14 protein-coding genes are annotated in these 15,079 nt (G+C 65.6%); 8 read left to right on the top strand and 6 right to left on the bottom strand.

Annotated elements, in window-relative coordinates:
* Positions 1 to 28: 28 nt before the first annotated feature.
* From hldE to waaF, 3 genes are all read right to left on the bottom strand, one after another.
* Entirely contained in the window at positions 29 to 1,477 is a 1,449-nt protein-coding gene (gene hldE / locus G513_RS0114935) for a bifunctional D-glycero-beta-D-manno-heptose-7-phosphate kinase/D-glycero-beta-D-manno-heptose 1-phosphate adenylyltransferase HldE (RefSeq protein WP_245563127.1), read from the bottom strand.
* Between the two features lie 5 nt (positions 1,478 to 1,482).
* Entirely contained in the window at positions 1,483 to 2,430 is a 948-nt protein-coding gene (locus G513_RS0114930) for a branched-chain amino acid transaminase (protein ID WP_022977657.1), read from the bottom strand.
* Between the two features lie 82 nt (positions 2,431 to 2,512).
* Positions 2,513 to 3,538 carry a lipopolysaccharide heptosyltransferase II gene (waaF, locus tag G513_RS0114925; RefSeq protein WP_022977656.1) on the bottom strand — a complete coding sequence of 342 codons (1,026 nt, stop codon included), beginning with the start codon at positions 3,536 to 3,538 and terminating at the stop codon, positions 2,513 to 2,515.
* Between the two features lie 133 nt (positions 3,539 to 3,671).
* Here waaF and G513_RS0114920 point away from each other — a divergent pair, with 133 nt between their 5' ends.
* Positions 3,672 to 4,571 (top strand): DMT family transporter, encoded by a 900-nt coding sequence (locus G513_RS0114920; RefSeq protein WP_051144442.1) that lies wholly within the window; start codon positions 3,672 to 3,674, stop codon positions 4,569 to 4,571.
* Positions 4,572 to 4,993: 422 nt separating this feature from the next.
* The gene (locus tag G513_RS0114915) at positions 4,994 to 6,973 is read left to right on the top strand and encodes a DUF1302 family protein (RefSeq protein WP_169560665.1); all 1,980 of its coding nucleotides are present in this window, start codon (positions 4,994 to 4,996) and stop codon (positions 6,971 to 6,973) included.
* Between the two features lie 57 nt (positions 6,974 to 7,030).
* On the opposite strand, the gene G513_RS0114910 is transcribed toward G513_RS0114915, so the two are convergent.
* A complete protein-coding gene (locus tag G513_RS0114910) occupies positions 7,031 to 7,630 on the bottom strand; it encodes a peptidylprolyl isomerase (RefSeq protein ID WP_022977653.1) in 600 nt (199 codons plus the stop codon).
* A 147-nt stretch (positions 7,631 to 7,777) separates the two neighbouring features.
* Here G513_RS0114910 and djlA point away from each other — a divergent pair, with 147 nt between their 5' ends.
* The 6 genes from djlA to G513_RS0114875 all read left to right on the top strand — a co-directional run bounded on the left by djlA (position 7,778) and on the right by G513_RS0114875 (position 13,068).
* Positions 7,778 to 8,590 carry a co-chaperone DjlA gene (djlA, locus tag G513_RS0114905; protein WP_022977652.1) on the top strand — a complete coding sequence of 271 codons (813 nt, stop codon included), beginning with the start codon at positions 7,778 to 7,780 and terminating at the stop codon, positions 8,588 to 8,590.
* A 36-nt stretch (positions 8,591 to 8,626) separates the two neighbouring features.
* Positions 8,627 to 9,613: an alpha/beta fold hydrolase gene (locus G513_RS23265; protein ID WP_022977651.1), complete on the top strand. Its 987-nt coding sequence runs from the start codon at positions 8,627 to 8,629 to the stop codon at positions 9,611 to 9,613.
* Positions 9,614 to 9,652: 39 nt separating this feature from the next.
* Complete coding sequence (locus G513_RS0114890) at positions 9,653 to 11,056, top strand: WS/DGAT/MGAT family O-acyltransferase (protein ID WP_022977650.1); 1,404 nt, start codon at positions 9,653 to 9,655, stop codon at positions 11,054 to 11,056.
* A 62-nt stretch (positions 11,057 to 11,118) separates the two neighbouring features.
* On the top strand, positions 11,119 to 11,529 hold the full coding sequence (locus G513_RS0114885; protein WP_022977649.1) for an MAPEG family protein: 411 nt from the start codon (positions 11,119 to 11,121) through the stop codon (positions 11,527 to 11,529).
* Between the two features lie 5 nt (positions 11,530 to 11,534).
* Complete coding sequence (locus G513_RS0114880; protein ID WP_022977648.1) at positions 11,535 to 11,735, top strand: DUF4169 family protein; 201 nt, start codon at positions 11,535 to 11,537, stop codon at positions 11,733 to 11,735.
* Between the two features lie 10 nt (positions 11,736 to 11,745).
* A complete protein-coding gene (locus tag G513_RS0114875; RefSeq protein ID WP_022977647.1) occupies positions 11,746 to 13,068 on the top strand; it encodes a glycosyltransferase family 39 protein in 1,323 nt (440 codons plus the stop codon).
* Here G513_RS0114875 and G513_RS23260 read toward each other — a convergent pair whose 3' ends face one another.
* Positions 13,069 to 13,872 (bottom strand): DUF3014 domain-containing protein, encoded by an 804-nt coding sequence (locus G513_RS23260; RefSeq protein ID WP_084711551.1) that lies wholly within the window; start codon positions 13,870 to 13,872, stop codon positions 13,069 to 13,071.
* Positions 13,873 to 13,940: 68 nt separating this feature from the next.
* A complete protein-coding gene (locus G513_RS0114865; protein WP_022977645.1) occupies positions 13,941 to 14,945 on the bottom strand; it encodes an LLM class flavin-dependent oxidoreductase in 1,005 nt (334 codons plus the stop codon).
* Positions 14,946 to 15,079: the final 134 nt, after the last annotated feature.

Raw genomic sequence — 15,079 nt, 5'->3', positions numbered from 1 at the left:
TGAGATTCGGAGTGTTGCGGGTGCCGCTTCAGCCGCGCGCGCGCTCGATGATCCGGGTCGTCGAATAGCCGGGATGGAAATCGAGAATCACCACCTGGCCGCCGTTGGCGCTGACCACGTCGTGACCGGCGACCTGCTCCGGCCGGTAATCGCCGCCCTTGACCAGCAGGTCTGGCAGCACCGCGGTGATCAGGCGCAACGGCGTGTCTTCTGAGAACGGCACCACCCAGTCGACGCACTTCAGCGAGGCCAGCATGCGCATGCGGTCATCGGTGTTGTTCAGCGGCCGGGTCGGGCCTTTCAGGCGTTTGACCGAATCATCGGTGTTGACCGCGACGATCAGCACATCGCCAAGCCGGCGCGCGGCTTCCAGATAGCGGACATGGCCGACGTGCAGCAGATCGAAACAGCCATTGGTCATGACGATGACCTGGCCCTGCGCCTGCGCCGCGCGCACTCGTTCGAGCAGCTCGTCTTCGGCGAGCACCGCGCTGTCGTCCTCATGCTGGCGGCGGATCGCGCGCAGCAGTTCGCTCTGGGTGACGGTCGCGGTGCCGAGCTTGCCGACGACAATGCCGGCAGCCAGATTGGCGATGCGTGCCGCGTGGCCGAAATCATGGCCGGCCGCCAGTGCTGCGCCGAAAGTGGCGATCACGGTATCGCCAGCGCCGGTTACATCGAACACTTCGCGGGCGACGGTCGGCAGATGCAGCGGCGGCTGGTTCGGTGCCAGCAGGGTCATGCCGTTTTCCGAACGGGTGACCAGCAGCGCGTCGATGCCGAGTTCGTCGCGCAGCTTGGTGCCCTTGGCAACGATCGTCGCATCGTCCGGACAAGGGCCGACCACCGCTTCGAGTTCGGACAGGTTCGGCGTGATCAGGGTCGCGCCGCGATATGGGCGCCAGTCGCTACCCTTCGGATCGACCAGCACCGGCCGGTTCGCGGCACGCGCGGCAGCGATCATCAGCGCGGCATCGGCCAGCGTGCCCTTGCCGTAGTCGGACAGGATCACCACCGAGCAATCGGCAAGCGCCGTCTTGAAGCTGGCCAGATAGTCTTCGCGATTGAAGGCACCGGCGACCGCCAGCGATTCCTCGAAATCGAGCCGGATCAACTGCTGGTTGCGCGACAGTACGCGCAGCTTGGTGATCGTCGGGCAGGACGCGGTTTCGGTGAACGTCGGCAGCACGTGCTTGGCGATCAGCGCTTCGCGCAGCTTGCCCGCCGCTTCGTCGCGACCGACGACGCCGAGCAATTGCACGACGCCGCCGAGTGACGCGATATTCAGCGCCACGTTGGCCGCGCCGCCCGGACGGGTTTCGTCCTTCTGGATGCGCACCACCGGCACCGGCGCTTCCGGCGAGATGCGGCCGGTGGGCCCGACCCAATACCGGTCGAGCATCACATCGCCGGCCACCAGCACGCGGGCGCGCTGGAAGGCCGGGATCGCCGCGATCACCTCGTCACGGTCACTCACACCACTCAGGCGGCCTTGGCGGCGGTCGAGCTGGTGTGCGACAGCCACTCCGGATATTCGCTGCGCTCGCCCTTGACCGAGGCCACGTAGAGCTTCTGCAGCTTTTCGGTGATCGGGCCGCGCTTGCCGGCGCCAACGGCGCGGTTGTCGATCTCGCGGATCGGCATCACTTCGGCGGCGGTGCCAGTGAAGAAGGCTTCGTCGCAGATGTACATCTCGTCGCGGGTGATGCGGCGCTCGTACACCGGGATACCTTCATCGGCCGCCAGCTGCATGATCGTCTTGCGAGTGATGCCGTCGAGGCAGGAGTTCAGATCCGGCGTATGCAGCGCGCCGTCCTTGACCAGGAAGATGTTCTCGGCGCTGCCTTCGGCGATGTGGCCGGACATGTCGAGCATGATCGCTTCGTCGTAGCCGTCCTTCAGCACTTCGTTCAGCGCCAGCATCGAATTGATGTAGTTGCCGTTGGCCTTGGCGCGGCAGAGCATCGAATTGACGTGGTGACGGGTGTAGCTCGAGGTGCGCACGCGAATGCCGCGCTCGACGTTGTCGGCACCCAGATACGCGCCCCAGGTCCAGGCAGCGACCATCACGTGGGTCTTCAGGTTGTCGGCGCGCAGGCCCATGCCTTCGGCGCCGTAGAACACCATCGGCCGCAGGTAGGCTTCCTTCAGCTTGTTGGCGCGCAGCACTTCGAGTTGGGCTTCGTTGATCACTTCCTGCGAGAACGGCATCTTCATGCCGAGGATCTTCGCGGAGTTGAACAGGCGCTTGGTGTGGTCGCCGAGCCGGAAGATCGCCGTGCCCTTCGGCGTGTGATACGCACGGACACCTTCGAAGCAGCCGACGCCGTAGTGCAGCGTATAGGTCAGGACATGGGTCTGGGCTTCACGCCACGGCACCATTTCGCCGTCGAGCCAGATCAAGCCATCGCGGTCGGCCATCGTCGTCATTTGCTTCGTTCCTCGAAATTTGATCGGCCGGGCAGTGAAAGGGAACCGTGCGTCGACCCGGCGTGTAGTCGAACGGCGCGCATTATAAGTCTGCAAGCCGCGTCAGGCTCGATAAAACCTCGTCCGGATGGATGCCGGTCAGGCAGGCCATCGGTTCCGCGGGTGGCTTCAGCGGACAGTTCCGCTCGAAGCAGGGGCTGCAGGACAGGCGCCGGTAGTGGATCGCGGCATGCGTGGTCATCGGCGGCGTGTGATCCGGCGTCGACGAACCATAGATCGCGACCACCTTCGCGCCCGCCGCCGCCGCGATGTGCATCGGCCCCGAATCATTGCAGACCACGGCGCGGGCGACGCTGACCAGATCGATGACGTCGACCAGACTGGTGCGGCCGCAGAGGTTGATCGCAGCACCGTTCGAGGCGGCGACGATCTCCGCACCGAGCAGCAGTTCCTTCTTCGAGCCGATGATCCAGCTGCGGATGCCTTGCCGGCCGAGATCCGCCGCCAGTTGCGCGTAATAGGCCGCCGGCCATTGCTTCGCCGGGCCGTATTCGGCGCCCGGCATCAGCGCGACGCCAGGGCCATCACCGAGCGCCAGATCGGCTCTCAGTTGCGCGGCACGTTCGGCATCGGCGCGGAAGCGCGGCGCCGGCACGGCGGGCGCAGCGCGCGCAGGGCCATCGTCAGCGAGTGCCACGAAGCGCTGCGGCGTCGTCTTCAGCAGCGCCTTGTTCAGCGGTCGCAGATCGTTCAGCAGGCCGTAGCGGAATTCCCGGGCATAGCCGCTGCGGCGCGGGATGTCGGCAAAGAACGGCACCACGGCGGACTTCCAGGAATTCGGCAGCACGATCGCCTGCGCATAGCCGCGATCACGCAGCGACAGGCCCAGTCGTCGCCGGCCGCCGAAATTGAACTCGCCATGCGCGAACGGCAGTTCGATGCCGGCGCGAATCTCCGGCATGCGGCCGATGATCGGCAGCGACCAGCCGGGTGCAAGCACATCGATCGCGGCGTCTGGATAACGCTCGTGCAGGCGGATGAACAGCGACTGCGCCATCACCATGTCGCCGACCCAGGCCGGGCCGACGATCAGCAGGTCAGCTGTCATCGCGACTTCCGGGAACGCACACGACTGGATCGATGGCGGCAGGCGGACGCGCTGAAAATCGGGAATCGGACATGTCCGCAGTTTATCCTTCGCCGCCCCGCCCGCTCCTGGCCGCCGCCGAGTTCCTGTGTCGATGAACGCTGTCCCCAACACGCCGTCACGTGCCCGCTGGCTGGGCCCTGTCATGGGCCTGAGCTTCGTGCTGATCTGGTGCACCGGCTATCCCACCGCAAAGATCGTGGTCGGCCATAGCGGTCCGTTCACGGCGCTGTGCCTGCGCTTCGCCTGTGCGGCCGTGATCTTTGGCGTGCTGGCAGTGATGGCGAAGGTGCGCTGGCCGGGACATCGCGCTGCGGCGCACAGCGCGGTCGTCGGCCTGCTGCAACTGGCGCTGCAGTTCGGCGGCGTCTATGGCGCGATGCGGCTTGGCGCCAGTGCCAGCCTGGCGGCGCTGGTGATCGGCGCGATGCCGCTGGCGGTATCGGCGTTCTCGCTGCTGCTCGGCGAGCGCATCGGCAAGCAGCAGTGGCTGGGCTTGCTGGTCGGCTTCACCGGCGTCTGGCTGGTGATCGGCGAGAGCCTGGTCGGCGCCCGTGCCGATATCTGGTCGATCGGCGCACTGCTGCTCGGCCTGCTCGGCATTTCCTGCGGCACGCTGTACCAGAAGCGCCATGGCTCGGCGATCGATCTGCGCGCCGGGCTGGCGATTCAGAACACGGCCGCCAGCCTCGCCCTGCTGCCGCTTGCCTGGGGTCTCGAAGGCCTGCATGCCGACGGCAGTCAGGCGTTCTGGCTGTCGACCGCCTGGATCGTGCTGGTCAATTCGGTCGGCGGCTTCGCGCTGCTGTTCCTGCTGATCCGCAACGGCGCGGCAACCCAGGTGGCGGCGCTGTTCTATCTGGTGCCGGCGGTCGGCGCGATCATGGGTCACTTCGTGCTCGGCGAAGTACTGACCCGACTCGAGATCCTCGGCTTCTTCGTCGCCGCGTTCGGCGTCTACCTCGGCACGCGAACGCCGTCGCCAGCCCGCTGAAACGGCTCTACCGTTCGCGGGTCCTGCTGCACCGTTCATCCACTGCCCGCAGTGGCCGGCGGCGCATGCTGCGCCTTGCAAAGCCAGCCGCCGATAACGCTGGAACCCTTGTCAGCAAAGGCTTGCAGCCGCGCGGGTCAACGCCGTCGATGCAAGCTGCAGCATTTCTTGCCGCAGTGCGGCCTACACGATCGGGTATTACCGCGCCGCCAGCCATTTCCTAAGTTCCTCCCGTAGCTGCTGCAGTTTGCAAATCGACGGCATCGATCCGGTGTTACAGAGCAAATGTGCAGCGCCCCACCGGGCTCGAGGCCGTGCAAGCCAGAACGAGGTATCCGTTTCGGATAACCCGTCAGAAAACCGGGAGGGATGATCAAGTGCGTTCGAGAAAACCTGTGGTGTGGTGTGCAGGGTCGTTGCTGTTGCTGTCCGTCAATGTCCTGGCTGCGGAGGGCGACGCGGCCGCCACGCCGCCCGAGACGCCAACGCCATATGCCGACGAAGCGTCTCCGCCGACCAGCGAGAGTCCCGGCGATTCCGCGGCTGCCGGCACCACCAGCAGCAGCGATGCCGACACCCAGGGCATTCTCGGCACGCCCGGGTTCAGCTTCTCGTTCGGTGGCTTCATCCGTCAGGAAACCGCGATCAGCACCAGCGGCGACGACAACCCCTACAACCAGCAGGGCTGGCTCTACAACGGCCGGACAACCCCGCGCTTCTATGTGCTGACCGATGCCAACGGCGGCCAGATTCCGATCAACGACACCACCACCCGCGCCGGCCCGCAGCAAGATGGCAGCGTCAATCTGGCGATCCTGCGCACCCGGCTCGAAGCCGAATTCAAGTTCACCAGCAATCTGTCCCTGCAGGCGAAGATGTCCGGCATCTTCGATCCGGCGCTGTACAACGAGTACGACCCCCACGAGTTCAACTCGATGGCAGTCGGCAAGCTGTACGGCAAGCCGAATTACTTCCGCTTCGAGGCCGAAGGCAAGAATCATCCGAACCCGCTGGAATGGAGCGGCCGCCAGTATCTGATCACCTTCCCGGCGCTGTTCCTCGACTACAACCGCGGCCCGCTCGACGTTCGCATCGGCAACCAGCAGATCGCCTGGGGGCAGGCCATCTTCTTCCGGGTGCTCGATGTGCCGGATGGCCTCGATCTGCGCCGTCATTCGGTGCTCGATTTCGCCGCCGAAGAGTTCTCCGACAAGCGCGTGCCGGCACTCGCGGTACGCGCCTCCTACCAGTTCGCCGACAACTGGCTGGCCGACGCCTATGTGCAGAAATTCCAGCCCACGGTCTACGGCAATCCGAATACCAGCTACAACGTCATTCCCTCGGCGTTCACGGTGCACGACCGCTACGGCGATTTCGACAACAAGATCAGCTACGGCCTGCGCCTGAAGGGCGATATCGGCGATATCGGCGTGCAGGCAATTGCGGTGCGTCGCTACAACCCGGATGGCGTGTTCCGCTGGACCAAGTCCGGCGTCAATCGCGATCTGCCGGGCCTGGTCGGTTCCGGTCAGGTGCTGCAGGACACGGCGTTCGAAGTCGACCCCACCGGCATCTGGTCCGCCGAGGAATGGTTCACCTACGCCGGCATGGCGCGCCTGAACGGCGTCACCGGCCTCAATGCGGCGATCAACGAGTTTCCGGCGGCGGCCTTGCTCGGCGCCGTTCCGGTCGCGACCCCGGACGGACCGCAGTCCGGCTTCGCCGCAGCGAGTGCCACGCTCGACACCTTTTTCGCACTGGCCGGTGGTGCCGCCGTGGGTGAGAACAACGCCGGCCTGCGTGGCCACATCGCTCGGGAATACCGCGCCGAGAACAACTTCGGCGGCGGCCTGAGCTATGTCATCAACTCCACGCCGGGCTCGCTGCTCGATCAGCTGATCGTCAACTTCGAAGCGCTGTACACGCCGAACCGGGTGTTCACCAATCCCAGCCTCAGCCGTGATTTCCTGACCGAATCGGAACTGACCACGGCCCTGGTGATGGAAAAATACCAGCGCTTCTCGACCGAGATACCGGCGACGTACATGGTCGCCCAGTGGCTGCACAAGACCGCCAGCGACCTGTTCGGCCGTTCATTGAAAGGCCAGGGCGGTACGGCGACGACAGCCGCGCCGGGGGTCAAGGGTGGTTATGACGCCGTGGTGTTCGCCCTGCAGCAACCGTTTGCCCAACTGGTCTGGCGCGCCGATCTCTCGGTGCTCTACGACACCCAGGGCGGCATCCTGGTGCAGCCTGCCGTGCGCTGGAAGCCCAGCGGTTCCTGGACGGTCGACATGTTCTACAACTACATCAACGGCCACTTGTCGAGCCCGAACGAAAACAGCCTGTCGACCTTCGACTTCGCCGATGAACTGAGCCTGCGGGTCGGCTACCAGTTCTGAGAACGGCTGCGGTACCTGCGCCGCTCTCAGGTGAGAGCGGCGCAGTTCGTTGCGCGGTTACTTCTTCTTTTCGGCGTCCGCCGCGACCTGCATCTTGATGATCTTGGTCGGGCCGGTGACGGTGCCGTTGTTGCGCGGGTCGCCCTTCTTGACGGCGTCGATGAACTCCATGCCGCTGACCACCTGACCCCAGATGGTGTACTTGCCGTCGAGGAAATCGCCGTCGTTCAGCATGATGAAGAACTGGCTGTCGGCCGAGTTCGGATCGGCCGCACGGGCCATCGAGGCGACACCGCGACCGTGGTGCGCCGACGAGAATTCGGCATCCAGATTCTTTCCGGAACCGCCTGTGCCATCGCCGAGCGGATCACCGGTCTGGGCCATGAAGCCTTCGATGACGCGGTGGAACTTCAGGCCATCGTAGAAGCCCTTGCGGCACAGTTCCTTGATCCGCGCGACGTGCTTCGGCGCCAGATCCGGGCGCAGCGCGATGACCACGCGGCCGGCCGGCACATCGAGATAGATGGTGTTTTCCAGATCCACCGGCTTGACCACCGGTGGCGCGGCCGGTGCATCGGCGGCGTAGGCCTGGGCGGCGAACAGGGTGGTGGTGGCCAGCAGCAGCCGGGCAAGGATTCGGGTCATCGGTACGGTCATGGAAGGGGCTCGTGTTCTGGCGAGGGATGCGAGGGCGGAGCATAGCCGTGCTCGCCGATCGCTTGCACAGCCTTTGTTCCAGGCCCGACTCGTGCCTGTCATACCCGGCGCCAAGACTGATCGGCACAACTTCAATAAACTGCAGCCATGCAATTCTTCATCATTGTCGGCGGCCTGATTGGCCTGGCCGTAAACGGTTGGCGCGGCGCGGCTTTCGGAGCACTGCTGGTCTGGGCGCTGTTGCCACTGGTGGGGCGACTGCTGCTGAAGACCGCGGTGCGCAAGATCGGCCAGGTCCAGACCCAGTTCCTCGATTCCACCTTCGCGGTCATGGGCGCGGTCTGCAAGGCCGATGGCCAGGTCAGCAGCGAGGAAATCCGCGTTGCCGAAGCGCTGTTCGACCAACTGCGCCTGAACCCGGAAGCACGCGAAGCGGCGAAGCGCGCGTTCAATCGCGGCAAGGAACCGGACTTCGATCTCGATGCCGAAGTCGCCCGCTTCGCCACCGCCAGCGCCCGCGCGCCGGTGTTCCGCCAGCTGTTCCTGCAGGTGCAGGTCTCGGCGATCGCCGCCGATGGCCAGACTCACCCGGCCGAGCACGCGATGCTGCTGCGCATCGCCCGTGGCCTCGGCATGTCCGCCCACGATGTCGCGATGTTCGAAGCGATGATGCGCGGCGGCGGCCCCGGCAATGGTGGCGGCGGCGGCGGTGGTTTTGGCCGCGATCGCGAAAGCCCTTCGGCGCTCGACGACGCCTATCAGGTACTCGGCGTGCCGGCGACGGCGAACGATGCCGACGTCAAGCGTGCCTATCGCAAGCTGATGAGCGAAAACCATCCGGACAAGCTGGCCGCCAAGGGTCTGCCGGAGAGCATGCGAGCGCTGGCCGAGGAAAAGACCCGCCGGATCACCGCCGCCTACGAGCGCATCGAACGCGCGCGCGGCGGCGTCAAGAGCTGAGCAACGCTGCCGCCCACCCATGAACGAGAGCCCGCGATGCGCAAGCTGTTCCTGCTGGCTGGCGCCGGCCTGCTGCTCGGCATCAGCGCCTGCACGAGTGGCGCCGTGAAGCCGGTGCCGGCCTTGCCGCAACCGGTGTCGGGCGAGCGCCTCGAACTGGTCTCCCCCGAAGCGGGCGTGCTCAGCTACTACGTCGCCGGCCCGGACAATGGCGCCGCCGATGCTCGGCCGCTGCTGCTGATCCACAGCGTCAACGCCGCCGGCAGCGCCTACGAGATGCTGCCTATCCACGAACACTTCCGCGCCACGCGGCCGGTGTATTCGCTGGATCTACCCGGCTTCGGTCTGTCCGAACGCAGTGATCGCGTCTACACGCCGCGACTGATGACCGACGCCGTGCTTGCCGTGACCCAGGCGATCCGCGCTCGCCACGGCGGCGTCGCGATCGATGCGCTGGCGCTGTCCTTGTCGGCCGAGTTCCTGGCCCGCGCAGCCAGTGAACAGCCTGAAGCCTACGCCAGCCTGGCGCTGGTCAGCCCCACCGGCTTCAGCGGCCGCAAGCCGCGTCATGGCGAACCGGGTTCAGTCGTCGGCCAATCCTGGCTGTATCGAACCCTGAGCTGGTCGGCCTGGGACGATGGTCTCTACGGCCTGCTGACCCGGCCCGGCACCATCCGCTATTTCCTCGAACGGACCTGGGGCAGCAAGGCGATCGACGAAGGCCTGTGGGCCTATGACCAGCTCACCACCCAGGCTGCCGGCGCCAAGCACGCGCCGCTGTATTTCGTCTCGGCGATGCTGTTCTCGAAAGACATCAACACGCTGTACGACCGCCTGCGCCAGCCGGTCTGGATGTCGCACGGCATCCGCGGCGATTTCGTCGATTACCGCGGCACGGCCTGGTACGCCGATCGCCCGAACTGGCAGTTCACGGAATTCCCGACCGGCGCCTTGCCGCAGTTCGAAGTGCCGGAGCAGTTTCTTGCTGCGTACGCGCGCTTTCTGTCTGGTGAACAACCGTAAACTGGTTCATGCTCCTCCTCGCAAGGAGAGAGATCGAACATGAGCGCAAAGCGCCTGAATCCGCTGGACTGGACGTTCCTCGCCGGGGAGTCCGGCGACACCATGATGCAGGTCGGGGCGCTGATGCCGTTCTCGCCACCGGACGATGCCGACCCGTCGCTGCTGCGCAAGCTGATGGACGAGGTACGCGCAAGCGCCATCGCGCAGCCGCCGTGGAATCTGAAGCTCAAGTATCCGAACCGCCTTGCCAATCCGCTGCAGGGCTGGGTCGAGGACGACAATTTCGACGTCGAGTACCACATCCGCCGCTCGGCGCTGCCCTCGCCCGGCGACGAGCGCGAGCTCGGCATCCTGGTGTCGAGGCTGCACAGCCATCGGCTCGATTTCCATCGGCCACCCTGGGAAGTGCACTTCATCGAAGGCCTGGAAGGCGGGCGCTTCGCGATCTACTTCAAGGTGCATCACGCGTTGGTTGACGGCTATACCGGCATCCGGCTGCTGTCGAGCAGCCTGTCGTCGAGCGGCGTCGACGTCGACACGCCGATGTTCTTTTCGGTCATCCCCAAGGTCCGCGCCGCCAAGGCGGCAGCGAGCCCGAAGGTGCCGACGATGGAAGCGCTGATGACGCTTGCGCGCGCACAATTCGATACTTCGAAGACCATCACCCGGGTCTTGAAGGACACCATCTTCGGCGCGCTCAAGCCGGAGAAGGCGCGCGATCCGGCGCTGGTCGCGCCGATGCAGGCGCCGAAGTCGATCCTCAACCAGAAGATCGGCCGCAACCGCCGATTCGCGACCCAGCAGTTCTCGCTTGAGCGGCTGAAGCGCGTCGCCAAGGCCCACGGCGGCACCCTGAACGATCTGGTGCTGGCGATCTGCGCGACGGCCCTGCACCGACTGTTGAGCGAGCTGGATGCCCTGCCCGCGCAACCCTTGACCGCGATGCTGCCGGTCAACGTCCGGCCGAAGGACGATCCGGGCGGTGGCAACGCCATCGGCGCGATCATCGCCTCGCTGGCCACCGACATCGCTGATCCATACGAACGTCTGCAGGCGATCATTGCGTCGACCAGTGCCGCCAAGGCGCAGCTGCAGGGCATGACCCGCAACGGCATCATGCAGTACAGCGCGCTGCTGATGGCACCGCTGCTGCTGGCGCGGATTCCGGGCACGGTCGGCCGCATCCGCCCGGCCTTCAACCTCGTAATCTCGAACGTGCCGGGGCCTACCAAGCCCCTGTATTTCCGCGGCTTCAAGCTGGATGCCTATTACCCGCTGTCGATCCCGATGCACGGCTACGGTCTCAACATCACCGTGGTTTCGTATGTCGACCAGCTAAACTTCGGTTTCATAGGTTGTCGCGATGGCCTGCCGCATCTGCAGCGCCTCGCCGTCTACAGCAAGGCCGCACTCGATGAACTCGACGACGAAGTCGGCAGTTGACCGACGCGGTCAAGCGGCTTCGTCGACAACCATGAAACTGCTTGATAACTCAGGGAACTCAGATGACCGGTTTGGCCGCAGTGCTGCTGTACATCGCCGTGATGATCGTGCTGGTACTGAGCTACGCGCTGCCCCGCGTGCCGCAGGTACTGACCGGAAAGAACCGGCCTGATGCCTGGGGCCGCGACCAGCCGTCGATCGATCCGCCGCTGCTGGTTCGCGCGCAGCACGCACATGCCAACGCGGTCGAGAATTTCCCGCTGTTTCTCGGCGTGGTGGTGATCGGAGCGTTGATGGGCAAGAGCGCGACGGTGATCGATCCGCTGGCCTGCTTCGTTGTCTACCTGCGCATCGCCCAGGCCGTCACGCACCTCATCGGTACCTCGTTCTGGCTGGTGATGACGCGGGCCACTTTCTTCCTGAGCCAGATAGCGCTGATCGGCACGATGGCCTGGAAGCTCTGCCAGAGCTGAAGCCGATGGCCGAGCTGATCAATCTGAACAAGGCGCGCAAACAGAAAGCGCGCGCCGCAGCCGAGTCGCTGGCGGTGGCCAATCGCATCAAGTTCGGAAGGACCAAGGCCGAGAAACAACGCGATGCGTCGGCGGAAGCCGAAGCGGCGCGTCGACTCGATGGCCTGCGTCGGGAACTGCCGCCTGCCGATTCCTCCGACGATTGAAGTCAGCCTGATGCAGCCCCTCCTGCCGCTGAGCCGCGCGCAACGCGCCATCGTCTGGGTCTGCTGGCTGGGCGGTGGCCTGCTGCGCCTGATCTATGTGCTGGTCCTCCATCCGCCGACCCGGCACGTCTACAGCGACATGCAGGGCTATGTGCAGCGAGCGCTGAACCGGGTGGCGGGCGGGCCCGAGAACATCGGCGATTCGCTGTATCCACCCGGCACCTCGATGTTGTTCGCCAAGCTGCACCAGCTCGACCCGACGTCCGGGCTGACCGTGATCGCGCAATGGCTGCTGTCGCTCGGCACCATGGCCGGCATCTGGGTCATCGCCCGCGCGCTGTACGGCAACCGGGTAGCGGTGCTGGCACTGATCGCGACGACGTTGTATCTGCCGCTGTTCCATTACGCCGGCCTGTTCCTGGCCGAGAATCCGTTCACTTTCTGCCTGGTCGCGGCCTACGCCTGTCTGATCAAGGCGATCACGGCCTCGCGGCCGGTCGGCACCGCCATGTGGGCACTGGCGGCGGGCCTGCTCGCGGGGGTGGCGGCGTCGTTGAAAGCGACGATCCTGCTGCCGGTAGCCGTGACCGGCATCGTGGTCATCGTCTGGCTGATCCGCAATCGCCGCCGCGGCGCGGTCACGCTGGCGGCCGGTGTGTTGATCGGCATGAGCACGCTGCTACTGCCGCTCGCCGAGCGCTGCACGCGGCTGGCCGAAGGGCACTTCTGCCTGGTCAGCACCAACACCGGCATGAACGCGCTGATGGGCCATGCCGGTGAGTACGCGGAGTTCGTCTGGGTTGATCCGGTGCGCAACAGCACCTACTCGTTCACCAGCCCGAGCGCGCCGATGCGTGGCTACACCGCGCCGGTGCGCCTGAACTTCGGTGCCTACGACGTGCCGGCCAATGTCGCCGAACTGAACACGCGCATCGCAGCAGATCCGGCCGCGGCCCTGCGCTGGAGCCTGCGCAATGTCACCGACCTGTTCATCGGCCGGGACTTCTGGCCGGGTGCGGTCTACCAGCAGCGCAACTGGAGTCGCGCCTACCAGTGGATCCTTCAATGGCTGCTGCTGCCGCTGGCGCTGGCCTGGCTGATCTACCGCGCGCCGCGGCTGATCCGGCTGCGCGATGACAGCCTCGCCGAATGGCTGCTGTTGACGCCGCTGCTTGGCCTGATGCTGACCGCGTTCATTTCGCTCGGCGAACTGCGCTTCCGCATTCCTTTCGATGGCTTCGTGATCATCCTCGCGGCCCAGGCCGTGCTGGCCGTGTTCAACCGCGAACAGCGCAGGGTCAATCGGGACAACGCGCCGCCAGTGCTGCCCTGATCAAGGCGTAGCGGCCGGAGCCGGCGCAGCAACTCCGGCGACGATCCTCGCCCGCAGACTTTTCAGCTTGGCGATCGTGATCAGGCGATGTTCGCGGCCGATGCGCCACAGCAGCTTGCGGCCGGCAGAAGCGTCTTCCTGCGCCGGCTCGGCGAATTCGTAATGCACCTTCGGCCTCAGCAGCGCCACCGGCTCGCTGATGTCCGGCGTGGCGATCAGATGATCGAGCACTTCGACGACCCGGTTGTTGAACCGGCCTTGCGGATAACCCAGGTCGCGATAAGCCTGCTGGAACAGCGGATACCAGCGGAAATACAGCGCCACCAGCGCGTCATCGCTGATCGCCAGGAACAGGCTGACCACCGAGTTGTAGCGGGTCGCGTTGTCGGCACTGATCGTGTAGCCGATCTTGTTGACGTCGACCAGGAACTCGCCGGCGACCGGCTTCAGCGGCCGCAGCTTCACGGCGACTCTGTCGCGCGGCAGGTTGTCGATGGTGACGACGATGCGGCGGATCAGCATGTCCGGAATCAGCCAGGCCTCGATCGGCGCCGCGCCCGGTACCGCGATCAGGGCGTCGCGGAACGCGGTATCGCTGTCGGCGATGGCCGGCAGGGCAGGCGCTGCGGGTGCTGGTTCCGGCACCGGGTAATCCGTGGGCGGTGGTGGTGGCGCCGGTTCGGCAATCGCTTCCACGGGCACCGGCGGCGGCACGGCGGTGACCGGCTTGAACCATTTGAACCAGGCGCCGGCGGCGGCCAGCAGGGCAACGACAAGAATCAATCCCCAGCGATTTGCGGACATCGTCGGCTCCGGTTGTTCGACAGATATACGGGACAGATATACGGGATTGCCCCGGCCAACGTGTCCGCTCAGGCCGCTTCGCGTTGCGCGAGTGCTGCGGTCAGCAACTCGTAGGACCGCAGGCGATCGGCGTGGCTGTGGATGTTGCTGACGATCATCACTTCATTGGCACCGGTATCGCGCACCATCGCTTCGATCTTCGTCCGCACCGTGCCCGGCGAGCCGACGATGCTCAAGGCGCGCTGCTGGCGCACTTCCAGACGATCGAACTCGCCCCACTCGTAAGCGGCGGCCTCGGCCGGCGACGGGATCGGCAGGTACTGGTTGCGGCCGATGCGCAGCCAGGTCAGATCCATCGACTGCGCGAGTTCATCGGCACGGGCATCGGTCTCGGCGCAGACCACCGATACGCCGAGAATCGCGTGCGGCTTCGGAAACGCTTCCGAAGGCTTGAATGCGGCGCGATAGGCGTCGAACGCTGGTGCCGCCGGCTCCTGACTGAAGTGACTGGCGAAGCTGTAGCCAAAGCCGGCGGCACCGGCCGACGAAGCACTGGCGCCGCTGGAGCCGAGGATCCAGATCGGCGGCAGCGTGACTTCGGTCGGCATCGCGGTGACTTTCGCGTAAGGGTGTCCTGGCCCGTAGCCGCCGCCACCGAAGCGCAGCAGTTCGTTCATCAGCTCCGAAAAATGCTCGCCGCCAGCCGCTCGCAGGGCGCGCGTGGCATTGCCGTTGGTACCCGGCGCCCGGCCGATGCCGAGATCGATACGGCCGGGATGCAGCGCTTCGAGCGTGCGGAAGTTTTCCGCCACGCGCAGCGGCACATGGTTCGGCAGCATCACGCCGCCGGAGCCGACACGAATCGATTTCGTGGCCGAGGCGATATGGCCGATCAGGATTTCCGGTGCGCTGCTGGCAACACTTGCCAGCGCGTGGTGCTCGGCAAACCAGTAGCGCGCATAACCGAGGCGGTCAGCCAGGCGGGCAAGGTCGACAGTGCGGCGCAGCGCTTCGGCGGGCGTCGAGCCGGTGCAGACTGGCACGAGGTCGAGCACGGAAAGAGCGAAGGTCATCGGTTATCTCCACGGACGGGCGGTGCTTGCCGCATCCCGGAAGGATACCGAATGCCATTGCCGGCCCGCATTTCGCGCCCATTTGGGCGTACTTAAGCGGGCAAAAAGAAGGCCGCTTGCGCGGCCGTCTTTTT

This window comes from Nevskia ramosa DSM 11499 (genome assembly GCF_000420645.1).
Taxonomy (GTDB): Bacteria; Pseudomonadota; Gammaproteobacteria; order Nevskiales; family Nevskiaceae; genus Nevskia; species Nevskia ramosa.
This window is presented reverse-complemented; position numbering and strand designations above follow the sequence as displayed.